A 20,307-nucleotide genomic window follows, 5' to 3' on the forward strand; every position below is an offset into this window, starting at 1 on the left:
GGTTTACTCCGGTCTTCGGTCATCGGTCTTCCAACCCATTGACCAAAGAGAATTCGCTTACTGGCAGAATAGCGTATATAGAGACTATTTAATTTATCTTCTTTTAAATTGTACTCAAGTAATAATATTATGAATAGATAAGACTAAAACAGGACAGAGAAGGACACTCGATTTCTATCACTTAATTATATTCAAATATTCAAAAATATTACAGTAAATAGATTGGTTCGAAAAGGCGGGGATTTTTCTTCGCCTTTTCTCATTTTACCCTAGTGTTTTTCTCATTTGCGTTCTGAAGGCAATAAACCAAAAATAGAATTTGGAGTATGGGCAGAATTCATTAATCCTTCCAGTTCCTTTACTTTCCCAGGGTGTTCTGCTGCAATATTATTCTCCTCACTCACATCAACACTTAGATCATAGAGCTCAATCGTTGGCTTATCATTACCAAAAATCTGAAGCTTCACGGCCTTCCATTTCCCCTGTCTCACAGCTTGTTTACCGCCTTGCTCATGAAATTCCCAATACAAAAATTCGTGCTCCCGCTGATCCTTTTGATCCAATAACGCAGGCAAGAATGAAATCCCATCAATGTTATTAGGCACTTTTGCGCCAGCTACGTCAGCAAAAGTCGGCAGCAAATCCCAGAATGCTGAGATGTGATCACTCTGTGAACCAGCTTTAATCTTACCAGGCCACCAAGCAATCATAGGTGTACGTACACCACCTTCGTATAAGTCTCGTTTATGTCCTCGATACGGCCCGTTACTATTGAAAAAGTCCGGATCAGCACCGCCTTCTTGATGAGCACCGTTATCCGAAGCAAAAATGATCAAGGTATTTTCAGACAATCCCAACTCGTCTAATTTTGCCAACACCTCTCCTAAATATACATCGATCCGCTCCACCATTGCCGCAAAAGCAGCATGTGGATAAGGCTGTGACTGATAGGCGGCAATATTAAGGTCAGGACCATATTCAGATCCTTCTCTAACTGGAAACGGCTTTTCATCAGCAAATTTGGCTCTGTATTTTTGAAAAATCTCATCGTCAGGTGCTGCCAGTTCCGCATGAGGCAATACAATAGGCATAAAGAGGAAGAAGGGCTTATCCTTGTTGCTTTCTATAAATGAAATAGTCTCTTTCTGAATGACATCAGGAGCAAAAACTGTTTTCTCCATCCATCCATTTCCTTCCAGAATAATTTTTTCACTGTTGTGCCATAGATGGGCTGGGTAATATCTATGCGCATATCGCTGGCAGTTGTAGCCATAGAATTGCTCAAAACCTTGCTGACCAGGATCTCCGGTAGTGCCTATAAAACCCAAACCCCATTTCCCAAAAGCACCGGTTTTATAACCTGCACGTTCCATCACCATGGCAACTGTAGGAATAGAATCCGGCATGGGGAACTGACCTTCAGGCTTTACTTCTTTGTTACCTCTAATCGGCGTATGTCCAGTATGCAAGCCTGTCAAAAATGCTGATCTAGATGGTGCACAGACGGTGGCTCCAGAATAATGATTTGTAAAAAACATACCTTCTTTGGCAAGCCGGTCGATATTTGGAGTTTCTATGTATTGTTGACCCAAAAAACCCAGATCCCCATAACCCAGGTCATCTGCGAGGATAAAAATAATGTTAGTCTTTTTTTCTTCGTTTACTTTATTTTCCGCTTTGGTACTACAAGCTGTAAACACTAGTAAAGAAGTGAGAAAAAGTAAGGCATGGGGTAAAGCGTAGCGTTTCAACATGCCCTAAGATAATAAGATTTACTTCTGGCTAAAAAATTGAATTATAAGATTTCCTTCCGCGCTCATGAACCAATTTATTACGAATCATCAAAATTCTATACGCCTCCAAAGGTTCTGCTGCTCCTCCAGCCATAACTCTAGCTTCACACACTAAAGGCCTCACATCTGTCAAATAAGCCATTTGTAAAATTTCCTGTGCTAGTGATCCTTCCCCGTTCTGCTGGCATTCATGAAGTTTCTTCCTATCTACCAGAAGTGCTTTTGCGTAAGCAATAGCTATTGATTCCAATGCTTGAATTAAATCGACCAAAGGATCTTGCGTATTGTAACTTGCATCAATCATCCAAGAAATATTATCCCAGGCTTGAGCTTCATCTTGGTCGCCACTGATTAACTCACAAAAAATCAAAAATAACTGATAAGGCTTGATACTACTTGGATTCAGATCGTCATCACCATATTTACTATCATTAAAATGAAAGCCAGCGAGCAGGTTTTGATACATCAGTGTAGCTACGATTTGCTCAATATTTGTTTTCGGCAAGTGATTTCCAAGATCCACTAGTACCTTTGCCCGTGAACCCAATCTCTTGGCAAGCATAGAAGATGTCCCCCAATCCGGAACTACGGTATGGTAACAATTCGGTTCGTAAGGCTTGTATTCCAGCATCATACCCCAATCTGAAGGCATGAATTCGTAGATTTCACGAAGTGATTCCTCCGTCCAATTGAGTGAACTTCTGAAATTGGACTGCCCTGGGAAATTACTCCCATCAGCCATCCAAACTGTCAACCCTTTGCTCCCAAGTTTTTCACCTATGTTGATCACATCCTCATTATGAGCGATGGCTTCTTCACGAATAGTTTTATTAGGGTTGCCTAAGGATCCCAATTTGGCGTATTCCTTTTGGTTTTTATCCTGCGAACTGGTGCTGTTCATCGTGTCGAAGTCAAGATTTAGCTCTTTTGCCAAATCCTTTACTTCCATATAATCCTCTGGCAAATCCCATGGAATATAGACAGACACAGAATTTGTCTTGCAAGTCAACTGTTGCAACAATCCTATATCTTCTAACTTTTCATTAAGATTTCTCGGCCCTCCACCTGTTCTTGATCGCTTATTACTCGCTCTGCCATTTCCCAAAGCTGCACTGGGAATAGCTATCTGAAACGCCTGAATCTTATGGATGACATGCTCAAAATCAATATTTTGTTTTGAGAATCGCTCACGCAAAAGATCTAGGGAACTAACATGAAAGTCTGTGTAAGAAAATGAAGCTATTTGGTCTTCTGTGATTTTCATTCTGATTGAGTTGCTGTTGTGTAATTACTCGATTTGGTTAAAAAAAGGGCTTCAAATAAGGACTTTGAGGTACATTAAACTTCCAGTAAGTGACATCCCAGAATCTTAAAATATATAACCCAGTGTCAACCTCATCTAAAGGAGAAAGAAATAAAAGCTTTGAAGATACCTTTCAATTTCCCGTTAAATCAACTCGGAAAAGAACTCTAAACGTAAATTGAAGCCATTATTTTACGTTTCAATGCTTTTATGATGAGGAAAATTCCTTACGAATAATATATGATAAAACTGGATTATTCCAAATCAACTAGTTTAGACAACTGACTAGAAGAGTGTACCCCAAGGCTAATTCAAACAAATTGATAACCAAAAAATAACATCCATCTAAAAACCACTTAAGCAACATTTAGAGGAATTTCTCCAGTTGCGAGATTACAAATAATGAATTGCACAAGCATTTAGATTGTATTCTCGGTGGTCACTAACATAAGTAACCTTTATGCATTCTAATTATTACTTTTTAGATTACAGTCGTGAAAAAGTTTTCTGGATCTCTCAGAATTTTCAAAACCTCAAGCTTGTGGAAGTAATCTTTGCCACTCTGCTATTTTATGGACCCAAACAAAATTAAATTCTATAAAATACTTTCCAACAAATCATCTTGAATACTTTATTTAAAATATCAAAATATTACAACCATTATCAATCTAAAAAATCGATAAAAAACTTTAGGTCTTCAAGACAGCACAGGATACCTGAGGCAATCTTTTCACCCATATTCACTATCAGAACAATCTGCGAAACGCAATGAGCATAACAACACAAAACTTTAAGCATGTAAGTTACCTCTGGGATGATGCAGTAGCATCCAAACTTGAGGGCAAAGAAGTTGATCTTCTTATTTACCGTTCAAATATACTTGGAGCCGATCTGAGAATCACCAATTACGGTGGCGGAAACACCAGCTGCAAAACTTACGAAGCAGATCCTTTAACCAATGAGCAGGTGGAAGTGATGTGGGTAAAAGGCTCTGGTGGAGACATTGGAACCTTGACAAAAGCTGGCTTGGCAGGTCTTTATGTGGACAAGCTTCGCGCTTTGAAAGGAATCTACAGAGGTTTGGAATTTGAAGACGAAATGGTTGAGCTTTTCAATCACTGTATCTACGACCTTAAGTCTAAAGCGCCTTCTATTGATACTCCATTGCACTCTTTCCTGCCATTCAAGCACATAGATCACCTTCACCCAGATGCTGCCATTGCTATAGCTGCAGCTAAAGATGGAGAGCAGATCACACAGGATCTCTGGAACGGTCAGATCGCTTGGGTGCCATGGCAAAAACCAGGTTTTGATCTTGGTCTACAACTAAAGCAGGCACTTGACGATAATCCTGGAATCCGTGGCATCATGCTCGGTGGACATGGACTCTTCACTTGGGGCGATACTGCTTTCGAATGCTATCTCAACAGCTTGGAAGTAATTGAAACTGCTTCTGAATACCTAGCTCAGAATTACGGCAAAAAACGCCCTGTTTTCGGAGGAGAAAAAGTACAATCTCTAGCTCCTGAAAAGAGAAAAAGTCAAGCAGCTAAACTTGCTCCTCTGTTAAGAGGTCTTGCCTCCTCAGAAAATCTAATGGTTGGCACCTTCACCGATGCTCCAGAAGTGCTTCAATTTATCAACAGTCATGACTTGGGTAAATTGGCTCCTATGGGAACCAGCTGTCCTGATCACTTCTTGAGAACAAAAATTTCTCCTTTGGTAATGGACATCGCCGCGGATGCAGATCTTTCTGATCTGGCTGCTTTAAAGGAAAAACTCGAATCAGCTTTCCAGAGCTATAGAGAAATGTACGCGGATTATTACGGGACACATAAGCATCCAAATAGTCCTGCGATGCGCGATCCAAATCCGGTAATCCTCATTTGGCCAGGAGTTGGAATGTTTAGCTACGCAAAAAATAAGCAAACTAGCCGAGTCGCAAGTGAATTCTACATCAATGCAATCAATGTAATGCGTGGTGCTGAAGCTGTTTCTAAATACGTTTCATTGCCGCTTCAGGAAGCATTCAATATTGAGTATTGGTTACTTGAAGAAGCAAAACTTCAGAGAATGCCTAAAGAGCAACCACTTTCTAGAAAGGTAGCGTTGGTCACTGGAAGTGCTGGCGGAATCGGTTTGGCTATCGTAGAGAAATATATTCAAGAAGGTGCCTGCGTAGTGGTCACAGACATTGACGGAGACAGACTGCAGCAGACTAGTGACGCACTTTTGAAGAAATATGGAAAAGACGCATTCTTAGCAGTGAAACTAGATGTGACTGATGGGAAAAGTCTAGAAGCAGCAATGGAAGCTACTTGCCTGCAATTTGGCGGAGTGGATATCATGGTAAATAATGCCGGAATCTCTATCAGCAAGTCTTTCGAAGATCATACAGACCAAGACTGGGACAGACTGAATGATATCTTGGTGATGGGTCAATATCACATCTCCAAAGCTGGAGTCAAAATCATGAAGCTTCAAGGCCATGGTGGAGATATTGTAAACATTGCAAGTAAAAATGGCTTGGTAGCCGGGCCGAAAAATGTGGCTTACGGTACTGCCAAAGCAGCACAACTTCACATGTCCAGATTAATGGCTGCTGAATTGGCTGAAGATAAAATCAAAGTCAACGTGGTGAATCCTGATGCGGTAATCGAAAACTCAAACATCTGGGAAGGTGGATGGGGCGAAAATCGCGCTAAAGCCTATGGGATTGAAGTAAAAGACTTGCCTCAGTACTATGCAAATCGTACCTTATTGAAAGAAAGTGTAAAAACCAGCGACATCGCAAACGCAGCATTCGTGTTCGTAAGTGGTCAGCTAGGTAAAACAACTGGAAATATGCTGAATGTTGATGGCGGACTAGCTGCTGCATTCCCAAGATAAAATATTAATTAATAAACCTCGATTACCCTTAGTACCCCCAACAATAACCCAAAATGCTATGTTAGTTGACAAATCGGAAAAGATCCATACGGATTCGCGAACTCCTAAGTATATGCAAGTAGTCAATCTCATTCTCGATGATCTAGATAGAGGTAAGCTCAAAATCGGTGATAGGATCCCTTCTATCAATGAAACGAGTTTTGACTTTCTACTCTCGCGTGACACGGTAGAAAAAGCTTACAATGAACTGCGGGATCGTGGCATCATCACTTCTGTGAGAGGTAAAGGCTTCTACGTGAATTCTACTAATATGGCTAACAAGGTAAAGGTGTTATTGATTTTCAATAAGCTGAGCTCTTATAAGAAGATCATCTATTATTCCATAGTAGACACTTTAGGAAATCAAGCGACGGTAGATCTACAAATCCACCATTACAATCGCACGATCTTCGAAAACCTTTTGGAGAGAAATCTGGGGCTCTACAATTACTATGTCTTAGCACCGCATTTCTTCGATGAGAATAACCATCCGGAAACCTGCTATGACTTGATTCAACAAATTCCTAAAGATAAACTCCTGATAATGGATCGTGACGTGAAAGATCATGAAAACGAATTCCCGGGAGTTTATCAGGATTTTGCCAGAGATATTCTTGAGGCATTGGAGTCAGGTATTACCCACTTGAGGAAATACACGAGATTGATTCTGGTTTTCCCGAAAGGAGACATGTACCCAGTTGAGATCATTGACGGTTTTAAGCGTTTTTGCTTTTTCCACAATTTCAACAACTTGATCCTAGATGGAATCGACGATGAACAACTTTATGAAGGCGATTCATTCATCGTTTTGGCAGAGACCGACCTTGCCAATATTGTAAAAAAATCCCGTGAACAATCCCTCCAACTTGGGAAAGACATAGGACTAATCTCGTACAACGAGACTCCTCTGAAGGAGATTTTGGCAGAAGGAATCACCACTATCTCCACTGACTTTGTAGAAATGGGTACCACGATCGCAAATCAAATATTAGGAGTAGAGGATAAAATCCCACTTAAAAGTCCGTTCAAAATGATCATCCGAAAATCGCTTTGACAGCGTAGCTATGAGTAAAATCCCAGTAACGGCTGTTTTTGATATAGGCAAGACTAACAAGAAGTTCTTTCTTTTTGATGAAAATTTAACCGAAGTACACAGTTCCTATATACGTCTAGATGAAATCCCAGACGAAGACAATTTCCCAAGTGAACCTCTGGCTCCGCTGGAAGAATGGATGCTGAGGACCTTTAAGGAAGCCCTGAAATCTCCGGATTATCAGATCATGCGGCTGAATTTTTCCTGTCATGGAGCTTCTTTCGTGCATACAGATGAGAATGGTGTTCCTGCCACGCCTCTTTATGATTACCTCAAGCCTTTCCCAGAAGATCTTTTAAGTAGGTTTTATGAAGAAAACGGAGGGAAAATGACCTTTTGCCAAGCCACTTCCTCTCCCCCATTAGCTATGCTCAATTCGGGCTTGCAGCTGTACTTCATCAAATACGCCAAACCGGATTTCTTCAAAAAAATAAAGCATTCATTTCATTTTCCCCAGTATCTAAGTTTCCTTTTCACCGGTGAAATGGTCTCTGATTACACCAGTATCGGATGTCATACGGGGCTTTGGGACTATGAGGCAAACGACTATCATGAGTGGGTGAATAGAGAGGAAATCCGCAAGCTCCTCCCTCCAATTGTTCCGGGAAATACTCTTTTGAAGACCAAGCCCGAGCTTGGAAATATTCCTTGTGGCATAGGTGTACATGATTCCTCCTCGGCTCTATTGCCATATATCAAACAAGAAACGGAGCCTTTTGCCCTGCTTTCTACCGGCACTTGGGCGATCTGTATCAATCCCTTCAACAAAACCAAGCTCACCAAAAAGGAGCTCAAGCGAGATTGCCTACAGTTTCTTAGCATTCAAGGAGATCCTATCAAAATCTCGAGATTATTCATCGGAGAAGAACACAAATACCAAGTAGAAAAGCTGTATGAACACTTCCAGATGCCCCTTGGAACCTACAAGAAACTAAAATTCAGTGAGACTCTTTTTGAAAGAGTAAGAGATCATAAAGGCAAACGAATTCATTTTCAATACCTAAAGCCGGACGATTATGGTTTAGATCAAGCCATTGAAAATGACTGGTCGCGTTTTTCGGAGTTCAATGAAGCGTATTACACCTTTATCCATGAGCTCACGGATCTTCAATTTGCAGCTATCAAACTTGTCTTGGACAATGCGCCAGTAGGCAGACTGTTCATAGACGGTGGCTTCAACGCCAACGACATCTTTGTAGAGATGCTGCGCAAAAAACTCCCGGAATTAACGATCATTCCAAGTGATTTCCCGAATGGCTCTGCATTAGGCGCAGCCATGCTGGTATCAATGGAACAGATGGCTTAATTTACAATACCAATGAAATCGAGCATATCACAGGAATTACATAAAGCGATGACGATTCTCCATACGAGATTCCATGTAACCTATAAAAATCAATTATAAACACATGAAAAAAGACACCCCGCATATCGGCCTGTTTATCCCCTGCTACATTGATCAGTTTTATCCAAATGTAGCGATAGCAACTTTAGAATTACTGGAAAAACTAGGCTGCAAAGTCACTTATCCACTGAATCAAACCTGCTGTGGTCAGCCGATGTCCAATGCGGGTTTCGAAGCAGATACTGCGGGAACTACATCCAAATTCATCCGTGATTTTGCAGGATTTGACTACATCGTAGCCCCATCTGGCAGCTGCGTTTTGCATGTAAAAGATCATTCACCTACAATAGATAAGCTCCAGATAAACCAAGAACACGTACAATCCAATATTTACGAACTCAGTGAATTTATCACCGACGTTCTGAAAGTTGATTCGATCAAAGGTAGTTTCCCTCACAAAATCGGCTTCCATGCTTCCTGTCATGGACTTCGCGGGCTCAGGCTCGCAAGTGATTCCGAACTAAATGAACCCAAATTCAACAAAACTCTTCAGCTGATGAAAGATTTGGAAGGATTGGAAGTAGTGGAGTTGACCAGAAAAGACGAGTGCTGTGGATTCGGCGGAACTTTCGCAGTAAGCGAAGAAGCTATCTCCGTGCAAATGGGTAAAGACCGAATCGCAGATCATATGGAAAAAGGTGTAGAAATCATCGTTGGCGGCGACATGTCCTGTATCATGCACATGCAGGGAATCGCCACCCGAGAAAAAAACAATGTTCAACTCATGCATTTTGCAGAAATCTTAAACCAAGTCATCTCATGAATCATCCAGAGAATGCGACGGTATTTCTAAAGGATGTAGCTCGTGCAAAATGGCATGATGAAACACTTTGGATCGTACGCGAAAAGCGGGACGCAACCATCCATCAAATCCCTGAATGGGAAGAGCTGCGTGAACTGGCTTCCCAAATCAAGGATCATACCCTTTCCAAACTGGATTTCTATCTCGAAGAATTAGAGAAAAATGCCACTGCCAATGGCATAAAAGTCCACTGGGCAGAAAACGCAGCAGAGCATAATCAGATCATCGGAAAAATACTTGAAGAAAAGAATTGCAAGGATGTAGTCAAGAGCAAATCTATCCTCACGGAAGAGTGTCATTTGAACCCATTTTTGGAGGAACAAGGCATTGATGTGGTAGATACAGATTTGGGAGAGCGGATCATTCAGTTTCTCAAGCAACCACCAAGCCATATCGTGATGCCGGCTATTCACTTAAAAAAGTCTGATATCTCAGCCATTTTCCATGAAAGACTTCATACCGAAAAAGGGAATATTGACCCGGTGTACCTTACCCATGCAGCACGCTTGCATCTACGTGAAAAATTCCTACAAGCCAAAGTAGCAATCACAGGTGTAAACTTCGCGGTTGCAGAAACGGGTGAGTTTGTCATTTGTACCAATGAAGGCAATGCCGATATGGGCGTTCATCTGGCAGATACACATATTGCCTGCATGGGAATAGAGAAGCTGATTCCAAGAAGAAAAGACCTAGGAGTTTTCCTTAGGCTTCTTGCTAGATCAGCTACTGGTCAGTCCATCACAAATTACAACTCGCATTTCCGAAGTCCATCTCCAGGCAAGGAACTTCACCTGATCCTGGTAAATAATGGCCGAACCAAGCAACTCGGCAGAGAGAAATTCAGAAATTCCCTGAAATGCATACGCTGTGGAGCCTGTATGAATACTTGCCCTATCTACCGCCGAAGTGGTGGATTCAGCTACGGAAGCACCGTCCCTGGTCCAATAGGATCCATACTTTCTCCGGGAATCGATCTGAAGAAATACAGTACATTACCTTTTGCCTCCACACTTTGCGGTAGCTGCTCTGACGTATGTCCTGTGAAAATCAACATTCACGAACAACTGTACGAATGGAGACAGGAAATCACCAAGGCACAAGGATCTTCTCTGAAAGGACTTTCGATGAAATTGGCAGATGGTATATTCACAAGTCCACTAGCCTATAAGATTTCTGGGCAACTGATGCGTGCCTCTTTGAAGACATTGCCAGACAGCATCATATACAATCCACTGAATGTATGGGGAAAAGGCAGAAATCTACCGGAACTACCAACAGAATCATTCAAAGACTGGTACAAAAAGAATAGAAATCGAGCATGACTCCAAAGTCACACGCTAGGATGATTATAATGTATGCGAGATTCCATGTGGCCTTTGAAAATCAAATTATAAACACATGAAAATGAGCAGCAAAGTATCCATATTGGCAGCGATCAAAGGACTTAACCTCGAAGAGAAACCACTCCCAGATATCCCTGATTTCGCTGTTGCTACTGATCTTGTAGAAACTTACACTAATTCTTTGAATGGCAATAAAGGCACTGTGGTTAGCAAGGAAGAATTGGAGCAGCTGATTGCAGAATCTGAATTTCCAAAAATCTATAGCTCTTCCCTTACATTTGAGAAATTTACCAATTGTCAATTACCGCTGCATCCTGCCGGTTTTGCAGATTTGGATTTGGCAATTATCGAAGGGCAAGTTGCTTCTGCTGAGAATGCAGCAATTTGGCTGGATGAAAGTAATCTGGATTTGAGAGCTATTCCTTTCATCACAGCACATTTGGTGATCGTGATCAGGAAAGAAAATATCGTAGGGAATATGCACGAAGCTTACGAGCGAATCGGAATGACGAAATCCGGCTTTGGAGTATTTATCGCTGGTCCTTCCAAAACTGCCGATATTGAGCAGTCTTTAGTGATCGGTGCACATGGCGCTATGAGCTTAAGAGTAGTGATTCTTTAGCTCAATTTTTTGGTCAATGTAAAACAATTTCGCTGATCCTCAGAGGTGGAATAGACCAGATCATATTTGATTTTGTCTGCAATTCTTTTGCACAGTGGCAAACCAACCCCTGTGCCCTTTTCTTTCTTGGTGCCATAAGAGGTTCTAGCCCGGAAAGAAAATAGCACTTTTTGATCTGCCGGTGAAATAGTTGCTCCCTTATTACAGACCGACCAACTTAATTTATCTTTGAATATCTTAAGATCTAAATTAATTATGGAATTCAGAGGAGAAAATTTGATAGCATTATCCAACAAGTTTTTTAAAATGATCCTTATCTCATTGATTTCTAATGAAATATCAAGATCCTCTCCTTCGATTGAAACCTCAATAGTCTGATTTTTCTCTATTGCCTGAACCAGCATCATATCTTTCATTTCCTCCGTCAGCTCTGTCAAGCTAATCTGATAAAGTTTGATAGGTGTATCCTCCAATTCGGTCATCACCCAGGTCAGCGTATTGTTTAGTACTTTATTCAAATGGTAGGTTTGACCTTTCAAATTGCTAAGAATTAGCTCCATTTCGCCCGGTTCAAAAGCATCTTTCTCCACAAGTCCCAGCGTGGTATGAAGCATGCCAATGGGGTTTTTGAGATCGTGAGAAAGAATTGCTATTAATTTATTCTTTTGATCATTTAGCATTTTCACTTCTTCCAAAGTTTGATCTTGTCGCTGCTTTATGGTGTAGAGTAAATGATTGAGGTTTTGGTAGCTTTTGGTAAAAAAATGAAGCACCGTAAACACGAAAACACTTATCCAAAGTATAGCGAATGTGTGATCTAAAAACTGATTTTGAATCCCTTCATAAAAATTTTCTACTTCTATATACCCATATGCTTCTGCATAGAAAAGCACGAAAAACATAGAGAGAGAACATACAAACCACAAAACCTTGAGCCAACCCTGAATCATCAAGGAATATAGGACCAGCATCAAGAAAAAAACATAGATAGTAGGGCCGTCACTTCCGTCATTATATAGAAAATTGAAACAGATTACTACATGGGTGAGCAGCAGCAGCACATTAAGAGTAATTTGCGCTTTACCATACTTGGAAACTAGAAAATAGGCAGCCAAAAAAGGGAGTGCAAGTCCAATTTTAACCCAAATTATCACGGGAGACATTCCAAGAATCACATCTGAAATCACTAATACCAATAATAGAGCAAAAGCTAAAAGTGCAAATATCATCGCAATTTTCCTTTGGATATACTCTAGATTTGTAATATTCTCCTCGGAAAGCAATAAACCTTTAGTAAGCAGCATAAAAATTTTCTAAACTAAGTTGAATTGTAAATTATAAATTTCAGTGTATAGGCTAATCCCATTACACTAAAATTGTGACAAAAAAAATTTATAAGGCCAATTTGAAGAAAGGTTACTTCATAGAATGAAGAGCTATTCGATTACCTTCAGAATCCAAAAAAACACCCATATAACCATTTTCGGGCGAAATCATCTTTTTGGGTATCTGTATAGTTCCTCCAGCCTCTTCCACTTTTGCCAGCTCGATAGATACGTCATCGGAAGAAAAATAGATCAGTGTCCCTGCTAAATTACTTGTCTCATAAAAATCCTTGTGAGAAACCAAGCTTCCCTCAGCGCCTTTTCCTTCACCTTCACCCGGGAACAATGCCATCTGGAATTCCCCCATGTCGATCTGTTGAAGCGAACAATCAAAAACCTTCTGGTAAAAAGAAATCGCTCTTCCCAAGTCATTTACCGGTATTTCAAACCAGCCTACAGTTATCTTTTTCATAATTCAATAATTTTAAAAATTTGTCCGCTGTCGCGGATTGAAAGATTTCAAAATTTAATAGACTTCAAATCACCTACCATTAGTAAACCACAGGAATATACTAAACTCTGATAAGCTTAATCGGATAAGTTTTCCCTGCATTCCACTGACACACATAGATATTTTCATCCTGATCTATGCACACATCATGACAATGCTTGAAGATCGCTTCTGACTGTACCATCAACTGAAGATCTCCATTTCTATATTCTGGGGCTGTACCCCCAGGATTAGAAACCACCTTATTGTCTTTATCCAAAATAGTCACAAATCCTGAATCCGGCGTTTGCTCTAAATACCTAAGTCTCGACCAGCATACCCCAGCATATAGATTATCTCCATGAATAACCGGACGGCACACAAATGCACCTGGCAAAAATATAGTCTCTATGTATTCCCCATCCATGGTAAATCGCTTGAAAGAATTATGGCCTCGCGAAGTACAAAGCAAGGTGGGAGCTTTACCGCCACGCTGATCCACCGTGATACCATGTGCGGTGCTGAACTGCGCATCACCTGATCCACTACCACCGAATTTCCGAACGAACTTTCCGTCTTTGTCATAGTGTAAAAAAAACTGGGAGCCGTAGCCATCCGCCACATACAAATCTCCATTAGGCGCGACTGTAGTCTCTGTAGGCACATAGGACATTTTCTCAGTGTATATTCCTTCTTTTACCGGAGTAGCTATTTCAGCCACTATCGTCCCCTCCAGTGTCGTTTTCACTACTCTACCTGCATTATCAGAGATCCATAGATATTCCGCATCGCCTTCATCCACTAAGGTCAGGCCATGCGCACGATCCATTCCAAGTGTCCATGCACTAAGAAACTTCCCGGATTGATCGTAGACAATGACATTGTTTTTAGGTTCATCAGTGACCATGATCATCCTTCCTTTGCGATCCATCACCATCTCGTGACAGTTATTCACAGGTACTTTGGAAGGGTCAAGCATACCCCATTTCTGGTCAACCTGATATTGAAAATCTCCGTGACCTATAACTTCATCACGGTTTTGAGCAAAAGAAAAAGAAGGTGAAATAGACATAGCGAGTCCCATCAGGGAGGTATTTTGGATAAATTTTCGTCGATCAGAGTTCATAGCGCAGAGATAAGCTTGAATTTAAGGATTCCTTTCGAAAACTGAAGAATAATCGATATTTTAGGTCAAACCCAATCAAATCCTAAAATGAAAATACGCGTCAAATTATTATTTCTCTTCCTGTTTATAATGTCACCACTCATGAAGCTCCATGCACAGGAAGTGGCACTTCAGCTCTATTCCCTTCGCAACGAAATGAAAATAGACCCAGTCAAGTATCACCAACTAATTTCAGAATGGGGAATCTCTGCACTGGAAGGCGGTGGCGGATACGGAATGTCTGATGATGCATATGCAAAACTTCTAGCAGACAATAATCTTTCTGTCATCGGTGTAGGAGCTGACTACAATCAACTAACCAAAGACCTGCAACCCATTATTGATCAAGCGAAGAAGTATGATGCAAAATATGTCACCTGCTATTGGATACCTCATACTGATGGCCCGATTTCCATTGAGGAAATAAAAATAGCAACTGCTCTCTTCAATGCTGTGGGCGAAGAACTGAAAAAGGAAGGAATCACATTCCTTTATCATCCGCACGGCTATGAGTTTGCGAAAAACGGCAAAGGAGTCACATTTGATTATATGCTTAAAAATGCCAAAAACTTCGCTTTCAATATGGATGTATTCTGGGTGAAAATGGGTGGTGGTGATCCGCTGAAGATTATGAAAAAATATCCGGGAAAATTCCCCGTACTTCATCTCAAAGACCGCAAAAATGGAACTCCAGGATCAAAGGACGGGCATGGAGATGTAGAAACCAATGTAGTCCTAGGGACAGGTGACATAGACATCGCCGGACTGATCAAGGAATCTAAAAAGCAAGGAACTGAGTATTTGAGCATAGAGGACGAAAGCTCAAGATCCGTCAGACAGATTCCTCTAAGTGTGGCTTTTATCAAAAAGGAATTGGAGAAGAATTAGCGTAAGACAGAAGACGGGAGTCCGGCCAGCGTCATCGGGAACAACGAAGGAATGAAGCGATCTGTTTTTAAATAGTAAGAAGTAAAAGGTGTAAAATAAAAATGATCGATCCAAGCTTCCGGAGCGGGGATAAGATTGTCTTCTGGGTGAAAAAATCCAAATCCCCGGTGATATTAAAAAAAAGACCTTCAGAAATAAAAATGGGCATTGATTCTATATTTCTTTGCAATTTCGTTTTAACATGGATTTTCTTTCAATTTTATGAGTCTATATGATGTAGCGATAATAGGCAGCGGCCCTTCAGGTGCTATGGCGGCTTACTATCTAGCGAAAAAAGGAGTGTCCACAGTTATAATTGAAAAGGAAACCTTGCCAAGGTATAAAACCTGCGGTGGAGGATTGGTCTACCGGGGGAGACGGAAGTTACCTTTTGATATTTCATCAGTTGTAGAATGTGAGTTCTATCAGATTAAGCTCTATTTGGAAGGTGAACAGAGAGTGCTTAATGCTGAGCGAGATGTGCCAGTAATAAGCATGGTCATGCGAGATGAATTTGACAGTTTTCTGATTGGAAAAGCGAAAGAACTTGGAGTAGAAATAAAAGAAGGACATAAGCTTAAAGACATCACTTTTGGCGATATTCTTACGCTACATACCAATCAAGGCGACCTCCATGCAAAGTTTATCATTGCTGCAGATGGGGCACTCAGTCCCACCGCTAGGCTAGCAGGATGGAAAGAAACGAGAACACTCATACCCGCTTTAGAGTATGAAGTAGAAGTTAATCCGGAGGATTTCGAGCGACTATCCAAAGATGTGCGATTTGACATGGATAGCGTTCCCTATGGATATGCGTGGAGTTTTCCCAAAAACAACCACCTTTCGCTTGGTATAGCATCCACGCGCAGAACAAGAATAGACCTGAAGAGCTATTACAAAAAGTATGTGGAAAAACTGGGAATTAAAGAAATCCTGAGTGAAAAGGCTCATGGTTTTCAGATTCCAATATCTCCACGCACGGATGGCTTTTACAGGAAAAATGTTTTCCTGATTGGGGATGCAGCAGGATTTGCCGACTCGGTGACAGCAGAAGGGATTTCCAATGCCCTGTGGAGTGGAGAATTGGCAGCAGAAGCTATCATCGAATCTGCCTTGAATCCAGAAAAGGCAGGGACTCTTTATCAACAAAAACTAGAAAAAGAATTATTGCCTGAACTTAACACCTCTCAGTCAGCAGCAAAATGGTTTTATGGCTATCGAACTATCCGAAACTTACTATTGAGAAAATATGGAGACTATGCTATATCCTTTATGACCGACCTATTTATAGGAAACAGAACCTATCCGAAGAACTTGATGAAAACCATTAAAAACAAAATCTTAGAAACTAACAAACCAGTGGTTTAAGTATGTTTTCTATAGACCAAGTCAGAAACCATTCCCTCGGGAGTAGCTATTTCACCAAAAGGTTTGACATTTAAATATTCAAAGTTCCTTGTAATCTCCATTTGAATAAATTGGTATAGCTTGCCATTATTATAAATCCAATAACAATTGACAGACTCATGAAAAACAATAAACTCTTTTTATCGGCATTTGCTCTAGTACTCTTTTTCTCAGTTTCCACCACATCTTTTGCGCAGCTACAAGCACCAGCACCAAGCCCGGCTGCTTCAATCTCCCAAGTAGTAGGCTTCACCAAAATCAGCATTGACTACTCCTCGCCTGCAGTAAAAGGGAGAAAAGTATTCGGTGAGCTGGAAAAATATGGCGTCTCATGGAGAGCCGGCGCAAATAACCCTTCGATCATAGAATTCAGCACTGGTGTAAGCATTGCCGGCAAAAACATAGGAGCAGGCAAATATTCTATTTTCATCACTCCACAGGAATCTGGGGACTGGACTATCCACCTGAACAGCAAAGCAAATGCAGTTTATGCATACACGAAAGATGGCAAGGTGGACGAAGCTGCACTGGCAAAAGACGATGCTGTGGCGATAAAAGTATCCCCAATGCCAACACCAGAAACTTTTGAAAGACTTGCTTACTTCATCTCCGCAGAAGACAACCAAGTAGCTTCGGTTACTTTCATGTGGGCAGATGTGATGCTAACTTTTGAGGTAGATACTCAGGTGGATCAGAAAATGGAGCAATTCAAAGGAGTATTTTAAGAATATATTTTATTATAAAGTAGCAAAGCCCGGAGTTGATCCGGGCTTTTTTTAATTTGGCAAACTTGTTTTCTGTATTGCTGAGAGCATGCTATCCATTAATCCTGCCTTCTTGATTCTAGATAATTTTTACTTGCGTCTAGATCCTACACCTCGCTTTACTCACTTTTAATCGACTCCACCGGATTCGCTGTGGCGGATTTCCAAGATTGAATTAATACCGTCATCCAAGCGATGACCAAGGAAATCGAGGCTGTTCCCAAGTAGAACCAACTGGAAATTTGGACTTTATTGGCGAATTGGCTCAGCCACTCATTCATCAGATAATAGCCAATTGGTAAGGCGATCAACATCGCAATTCCAACCGGAATCAAGAATTCGAGGGAAAGCTTTTGAATAATTCCGAATACGGAAGCACCCAGTACTTTGCGAATCCCAATTTCTTTTCGCTTAGACTCAGAAGTGAAAATGGAAAGTCCCAAAATCCCCAAACAGGAAATCAATAAGGTCAAAACTGCAAATCCGCCCAAAAGCGAACTCGTCTTCTGCTGCTGCTCATATTGAAGATTGATGGCCTCGTCGATAAATGAATAATCAAAAGGCAATCCTGGAATTACTGTTTTCCAAGTGGCTTGAAGATCTTCCAGCATCTCTGCATTGAAGTGCGAACTTGCTTTAATCAGCATGTGCTGACTTCCATTAAATGCTGGATTTTTTACCGGCAGATACACCGTTGGGGCTATCGCAAAACGCAAATCTCGGGTGTGGTAATCCTTTACCACACCGACTATATTCCCTTTGTAATTAGAAAAGAGCTGACCATTTTCTTCAGTGTAAACTCGCAGCGGCGCACCAATGGCCTCTTCACTAGACTTGCCCAACCAAGCTAAAGCAGCTTCATTTACAATCATAGCTACATTATCCAGCGCGGGGAATTGTTCACGCATCAAATAAGATGTGCCCCCATCTGCACTTCCCTCTTCAAATTCGCGTCCTGAAATCATGGGTATTTCCATGGTTTCAAAAAATCCGAAATCCACGTATTGAACATTTATGGCCTGATTATTCCCTTCTTGCATTTCTGGGTAGTCAACCGATGGATTCCAGCCGGTATCCACACCGGGACGATCACTTACAAATTTCACATTTTGTATCCCAGATATATTCTGAATCTCCTGCTTTAAAGTTTCACCATTCTGTGTCGCAAGGTTTCCCATTTTCACAGAAATCAAACCCTCCTTTTCAAAGCCCATGGAGGCATTATTCATGAAATCATGCTGAAAATAGGCTACAGTAGCACTGAAAACCAGCAAAGTAGATATAACAAACTGAAACACTACAAGGCTTTTTCTCAGTCCGGATTTCCTTATCCCTATTCCAGATTGCTTTAGAATCATCTCCGGTTTCAGACTTGACAAGTAAAAGGCTGGGAAAATCCCTGAAACTAAAGCCGAAAGCAGCCAAATCCCAATTATAAGGGCTTGTAGCTTTGAATCATGAATGAAATCTACTGGGATGGTCAGCGCTATGGCGGACTCGATGAGGGGAGTAATCAGGATAACTAGAATCAAGCCAAAGAAAATTGAGATCCCATTTATCAGGATCGATTCCATTAAAAACTGACCGACCAACTGACCTTTTTGAGCTCCATTAACCTTACGAATCCCGATTTCTTTCATGCGAACTATGGCTCTGGCAGTTGCGAGATTTACGTAATTGATACAAGCTAAAACCAACACAAAAATTCCAATGGAAAGAAATACCCATAAGGTTTTTGAAGACATCGAGGGAGTCCATTCTCCTTGGAAATCAGGACTCGTATGCACTTCTCCTATAGGTTGCAAATAGTGTACATACGACTTAGCCTCTTCCTCATTTCTATATTTTGGATTGATCTGTGGAATGGAGCGACTTATTTCTGAAGCCACCTGATTTTCATTCACCTTCAAGTAGGTGTATGTTTGAGGCCACCAGAAACTCCCAAAGTCAGCAGTTGCAGGAAAATTTTCAGTTGCTTTAAAAGAGACTATACTCGACACAAAGTCAAAGTCCATATGTGAATTGGACGGAGGGTTTTTCAAAACTCCCCTGATCTCAAAATCAAAGTCGCCGGTCAAAGAAATTACCTGCCCTACCGGATTTTGGTCTCCGAAATACTTCTTCGCGATTCGCTCTGTAATCACTAGTTGATACGGGGTTTCAAATACACCTTCCCAAGAACCAGCAACAAGCTCAAAGCCAAACAAGCGATCGAAACCATGATCTGCAAAAAGGAATTTATCCTCTCTGAATCGATCTTCTGGATATAGCCCCTCGGGAGCTTTCGCATAGGTGGAGATCTTAATGATGCTCACTACTTCATCCAGTTTTTCTCCAAATTCATTTCGTAGCATTGGAGCTACAGCCCCTCCTACCCATGCCCATTGCTGATCATCTTTAACATTCTGAACCACCCTGTAGACTTGATCATCTTCTGGATGAAAGGAGTCATAAGACTTCTCAAATTTGACAAAAGCCAGCAAGGTGAGAAAACAAGCCAATCCCATAGACAGCCCGAATATATTGATCAAGGAAAAGACTCGCTGTCTAATCAGACTTCTCCAAGCGATTTTAAAGTAGTTTTTGAGCATGGATTTCTTTGGTTAGAAAGTTTGGGGGTTGAATTTTGGCGTCATTGCTTATCGTTATTTTTGAAGGCCTTTACGTCATTGCGAGGATTTAATAACACACTTAATAATTTACTACACTTCTTCAAATCCGAAGCCCGCCTCCCGGAGGGCAGGCAATCTGGTTCATACCGATAAGATTGCTTCGACCTGGCTGAGTCTCGTATAGAGTCAACACCTCGTTTCAGGTCTCGCAATGACTTCGCTGGTCCCGCAATCACGGGACCCTCGCAATGAAGTCTCTGGTATCTCATTGATGTTCTCTATTATTTCCACTTCTGTGCCATCAAAAAATAGCCTAAAACAATCAATT

General features: G+C 41.1%; 15 protein-coding genes. 9 read left to right on the top strand and 6 right to left on the bottom strand.

Annotation, left to right across the window (positions count from 1 at the left end; genetic code table 11):
• Positions 1–281 precede the first annotated feature (281 nt).
• Entirely contained in the window at positions 282–1,754 is a 1,473-nt protein-coding gene (locus BVH04_RS21570) for an arylsulfatase (RefSeq protein ID WP_086543535.1), read from the bottom strand.
• Positions 1,755–1,782: 28 nt separating this feature from the next.
• Positions 1,783–3,057 (bottom strand): TIM barrel protein, encoded by a 1,275-nt coding sequence (locus BVH04_RS21575; protein ID WP_086543536.1) that lies wholly within the window; start codon positions 3,055–3,057, stop codon positions 1,783–1,785.
• Between the two features lie 807 nt (positions 3,058–3,864).
• Between BVH04_RS21575 and BVH04_RS21580 the strand changes: the two genes are divergently transcribed.
• The 6 genes from BVH04_RS21580 to BVH04_RS21605 all read left to right on the top strand — a co-directional run bounded on the left by BVH04_RS21580 (position 3,865) and on the right by BVH04_RS21605 (position 11,289).
• Positions 3,865–5,985, top strand: coding sequence for a bifunctional aldolase/short-chain dehydrogenase (locus tag BVH04_RS21580; RefSeq protein ID WP_086543537.1), 2,121 nt, complete (start codon positions 3,865–3,867; stop codon positions 5,983–5,985).
• A 58-nt stretch (positions 5,986–6,043) separates the two neighbouring features.
• Positions 6,044–7,078 carry a GntR family transcriptional regulator gene (locus BVH04_RS21585; RefSeq protein ID WP_086543538.1) on the top strand — a complete coding sequence of 345 codons (1,035 nt, stop codon included), beginning with the start codon at positions 6,044–6,046 and terminating at the stop codon, positions 7,076–7,078.
• A 10-nt stretch (positions 7,079–7,088) separates the two neighbouring features.
• Entirely contained in the window at positions 7,089–8,423 is a 1,335-nt protein-coding gene (locus tag BVH04_RS21590) for an FGGY-family carbohydrate kinase (RefSeq protein WP_086543539.1), read from the top strand.
• A 103-nt stretch (positions 8,424–8,526) separates the two neighbouring features.
• Positions 8,527–9,285: a (Fe-S)-binding protein gene (locus BVH04_RS21595; RefSeq protein ID WP_086543540.1), complete on the top strand. Its 759-nt coding sequence runs from the start codon at positions 8,527–8,529 to the stop codon at positions 9,283–9,285.
• Positions 9,282–10,646, top strand: a complete 1,365-nt coding sequence (locus BVH04_RS21600) for a lactate utilization protein B (protein ID WP_086543541.1) — start codon at positions 9,282–9,284, stop codon at positions 10,644–10,646. The genes BVH04_RS21595 and BVH04_RS21600 overlap by 4 nt, the downstream gene beginning before the upstream one ends.
• Positions 10,647–10,728: 82 nt before the next feature.
• Positions 10,729–11,289, top strand: a complete 561-nt coding sequence (locus BVH04_RS21605) for a LutC/YkgG family protein (RefSeq protein WP_086543566.1) — start codon at positions 10,729–10,731, stop codon at positions 11,287–11,289.
• Here BVH04_RS21605 and BVH04_RS21610 read toward each other — a convergent pair.
• The 3 genes from BVH04_RS21610 to BVH04_RS21620 all read right to left on the bottom strand — a co-directional run bounded on the left by BVH04_RS21610 (position 11,286) and on the right by BVH04_RS21620 (position 14,230).
• Positions 11,286–12,593, bottom strand: coding sequence for a sensor histidine kinase (locus tag BVH04_RS21610; RefSeq protein ID WP_086543542.1), 1,308 nt, complete (start codon positions 12,591–12,593; stop codon positions 11,286–11,288). The two genes, BVH04_RS21605 and BVH04_RS21610, sit on opposite strands and share 4 nt — an antisense overlap.
• 112 nt (positions 12,594–12,705) lie before the next feature.
• Positions 12,706–13,086 (bottom strand): VOC family protein, encoded by a 381-nt coding sequence (locus tag BVH04_RS21615; RefSeq protein ID WP_086543543.1) that lies wholly within the window; start codon positions 13,084–13,086, stop codon positions 12,706–12,708.
• A 100-nt stretch (positions 13,087–13,186) separates the two neighbouring features.
• Positions 13,187–14,230 carry a 6-bladed beta-propeller gene (locus BVH04_RS21620; protein ID WP_086543544.1) on the bottom strand — a complete coding sequence of 348 codons (1,044 nt, stop codon included), beginning with the start codon at positions 14,228–14,230 and terminating at the stop codon, positions 13,187–13,189.
• Between the two features lie 87 nt (positions 14,231–14,317).
• Between BVH04_RS21620 and BVH04_RS21625 the strand changes: the two genes are divergently transcribed.
• The 3 genes from BVH04_RS21625 (at position 14,318) to BVH04_RS21635 (ending at position 17,328) form a co-directional block, all read left to right on the top strand.
• The gene (locus BVH04_RS21625; protein ID WP_086543545.1) at positions 14,318–15,157 is read left to right on the top strand and encodes a sugar phosphate isomerase/epimerase family protein; all 840 of its coding nucleotides are present in this window, start codon (positions 14,318–14,320) and stop codon (positions 15,155–15,157) included.
• Positions 15,158–15,418: 261 nt separating this feature from the next.
• Positions 15,419–16,564: a geranylgeranyl reductase family protein gene (locus BVH04_RS21630; protein ID WP_086543546.1), complete on the top strand. Its 1,146-nt coding sequence runs from the start codon at positions 15,419–15,421 to the stop codon at positions 16,562–16,564.
• Between the two features lie 158 nt (positions 16,565–16,722).
• Positions 16,723–17,328 (top strand): DUF2911 domain-containing protein, encoded by a 606-nt coding sequence (locus BVH04_RS21635; protein WP_086543547.1) that lies wholly within the window; start codon positions 16,723–16,725, stop codon positions 17,326–17,328.
• 158 nt (positions 17,329–17,486) lie between these two features.
• Here BVH04_RS21635 and BVH04_RS21640 read toward each other — a convergent pair whose 3' ends face one another.
• Positions 17,487–19,958 (bottom strand): ABC transporter permease, encoded by a 2,472-nt coding sequence (locus BVH04_RS21640; protein ID WP_086543548.1) that lies wholly within the window; start codon positions 19,956–19,958, stop codon positions 17,487–17,489.
• Positions 19,959–20,307 lie beyond the last annotated feature (349 nt).

Origin of the sequence: Algoriphagus antarcticus (genome assembly GCF_002150685.1) — a bacterium.
In the GTDB taxonomy this organism is placed as follows: domain Bacteria; phylum Bacteroidota; class Bacteroidia; order Cytophagales; family Cyclobacteriaceae; genus Algoriphagus; species Algoriphagus antarcticus.